Here is a 2,250-nt window from a genome sequence, read left to right as displayed (position 1 = left end):
GGCTGTGCGCCACGAAGCGCTGATGGATCTCGCGGGATGAAAAGCCCGCCGCCGGTCCTCGCAGGGACCGGTTGAAGCTGGAGGCAGGCTGATCCCCGGGTTGGGGGTGAGGCCGGAAGCAGCCTCGACAACGTAGGGGCGGACCGACACCACCAGACGGTTCGTGCCCGCAAGCGAAGACGGAATGGGTGTAAGGAAACTGAACCAGTGGTCGACGTCCCGTGAGTCGTCAGCGGCCTGCCGAACCTGGTGGATGGGCCGCTTCGCAGTGCTGGAGAGTGCTCTATCCGATGGCCTCTCCTCTCCCGCCGCCTCTATCCCATGGGCGTCGGGAGGCCCGGACCAAGACTGCGATGTGCGGTCCGTGGCGATGCTGCCGGGGTATAGCTGGGCACCGAAGCCGTCACAGAGATCCTCAGTGAACGTGGGAAGCGATCTGGCATCGCCCTTCCCGTCCGGCATCCAGCCGGGCGGCGGGCAGGCGCGACGCCCGCTGATGGCGCCAGATCGTGGCGGAGTCGCCGTAGTACTCGGAGGCCGGGAAAGCCGGTCACAGGGGGAAGGGCGACAGCGTGATGGCAGCAGGACTGCTGTCGGGGAGGAACGTTGTTGAACAACGACGCGCCGTCGACACCTTGGCCGAGCATCTTCGCGGCCGAGCGACGGGTACTCGATCATCAGATCAAGCTGCACCGATGGGCAAGGAACGAACCGGTCCGCTGGTTCGACGATGTATTCAACTTGATCTGCGACCAGGCCACGCTGTTGGTGGCCTGGGAGCGGGTGTCCGGCAACCGGGGTGCCAGGACAGCGGGCGTGGACGCGGTCACCCGCTACTACGTCGAGGAGCGTCTGGGAGTGATCCCGTTCCTGGAGGACCTTCGGTCCTCGCTGAAGGACGGGTCGTTCACCGCGCTTCCGGTCAAACAGGCGGTGATCCCCAAGAAGAACGGCAAGGTCCGTTACCTGGGTATCCCGACCCTGCGCGACCGGGTCGCGCAGATGGCCCTCAAGCTGGTCCTGGAGCCGATTTTCGAGGCCGATTTCTACCCGTCTTCGTACGGGTATCGGCCTGGTCGACGGGCTCAGGATGCCATCGCCGAGATCCACCACTTCACCAGCAGGCCGTCGACCTACGAGTGGGTCATCGAGGGCGACATCAAGGCTTGCTTCGACAACGTCGACCATCACGTCCTGATGGACCTGGTGGCTGAGCGCGTCAAGGACCGCAAGGTCCTGCGGCTGGTCAGTGCGTTTCTGCGGGCCGGGGTTGTCGAGTTGCACGGTGGACTCGCGGAGACCCTCACGGGCACTCCGCAGGGAGGGGTCGCCTCCCCGCTGCTGGCCAACATCTATCTCTCCGTCCTGGACCGGCACTTCTCGCGGATCTGGGACGCGGAGATGTCCCCGCGCTGGCGTCGGCAGTATCGACGTCGGACGGGGCGGCCGAACTTCCGGCTGGTGCGTTACGCCGACGACTTCATCGTGCTCGTGCACGGCACGAGGTCGGAGGCCGAAGCGATCAAAGCGGAGATCGGCGAGTTGCTGGCCCGCAAGTTGAAGATGACCCTCTCTGACGAGAAGACCCACATCACCCACATCGACGACGGCTTCGTCTTCCTCGGCTTCCACATCCAGCGGAGGCCCTTCGGCGACGGCCGGCGCGTCGTGCTCACCATCCCGTCCAGGCCAGCCTTGGCGTCGGTGATGCACAAGATCAAGAAACTGACGGGGCGAAGTACCACCTCGCTCTCGCTGGAGGAGGTGCTGCGGACGGTCAACCCGGTTCTTCGGGGCTGGGCTGCCTACTTCCGCTACGGCGCTTCCAAGCGGACGTTCTCCTACCTCGGCTGGTACGCGTGGTGGAGGCTCATCCGCTGGATTCGCTACAAGCACCCCCACTTGACCTGGAAACAGATGCGGCGCCGCTACTACGGGGCTGATCGCATCACCGAGGACGGTCTCGTCCTCTACAACCCGGCGAAGATGCGGGTCGAGCGCTACCGCTTCCGCGGAGCGCAGATCAGCACGCCCTACAACATCGACGAGGTCGATCCGGACGGAGCCCGCTTCCGCCGGACCAGCCACGACGATGCGGCCTTCGTCGGCCAGGTCAGCGAATACCTCGCCTGACCCACCGGATCACGTGGAGAGCCGGATGCTCGGCCAACGGGCACGTCCGGTTCGGCGGGCGGGGATGGGAAAACCGACACCCGAGAGGGTGCACGGCGTCCCGTCCCCGACCCAACA

1 protein-coding gene is annotated in these 2,250 nt (G+C 65.5%); it reads left to right on the top strand.

Going from position 1 to position 2,250, the window contains the following annotated elements:
• Positions 1–609: 609 nt before the first annotated feature.
• Positions 610–2,133 (top strand): group II intron reverse transcriptase/maturase, encoded by a 1,524-nt coding sequence (gene ltrA / locus ACIPSA_RS51340; protein WP_402649235.1) that lies wholly within the window; start codon positions 610–612, stop codon positions 2,131–2,133.
• The last annotated feature ends 117 nt before the right edge of the window (positions 2,134–2,250 follow it).

Source organism: Streptomyces sp. NPDC086549 (assembly GCF_044746205.1).
Classification (GTDB): Bacteria; Actinomycetota; Actinomycetes; order Streptomycetales; family Streptomycetaceae; genus Streptomyces.
The sequence above is the reverse complement of the archived record's forward strand: the minus strand, read 5'-3'. Positions and strand labels throughout refer to the sequence as shown.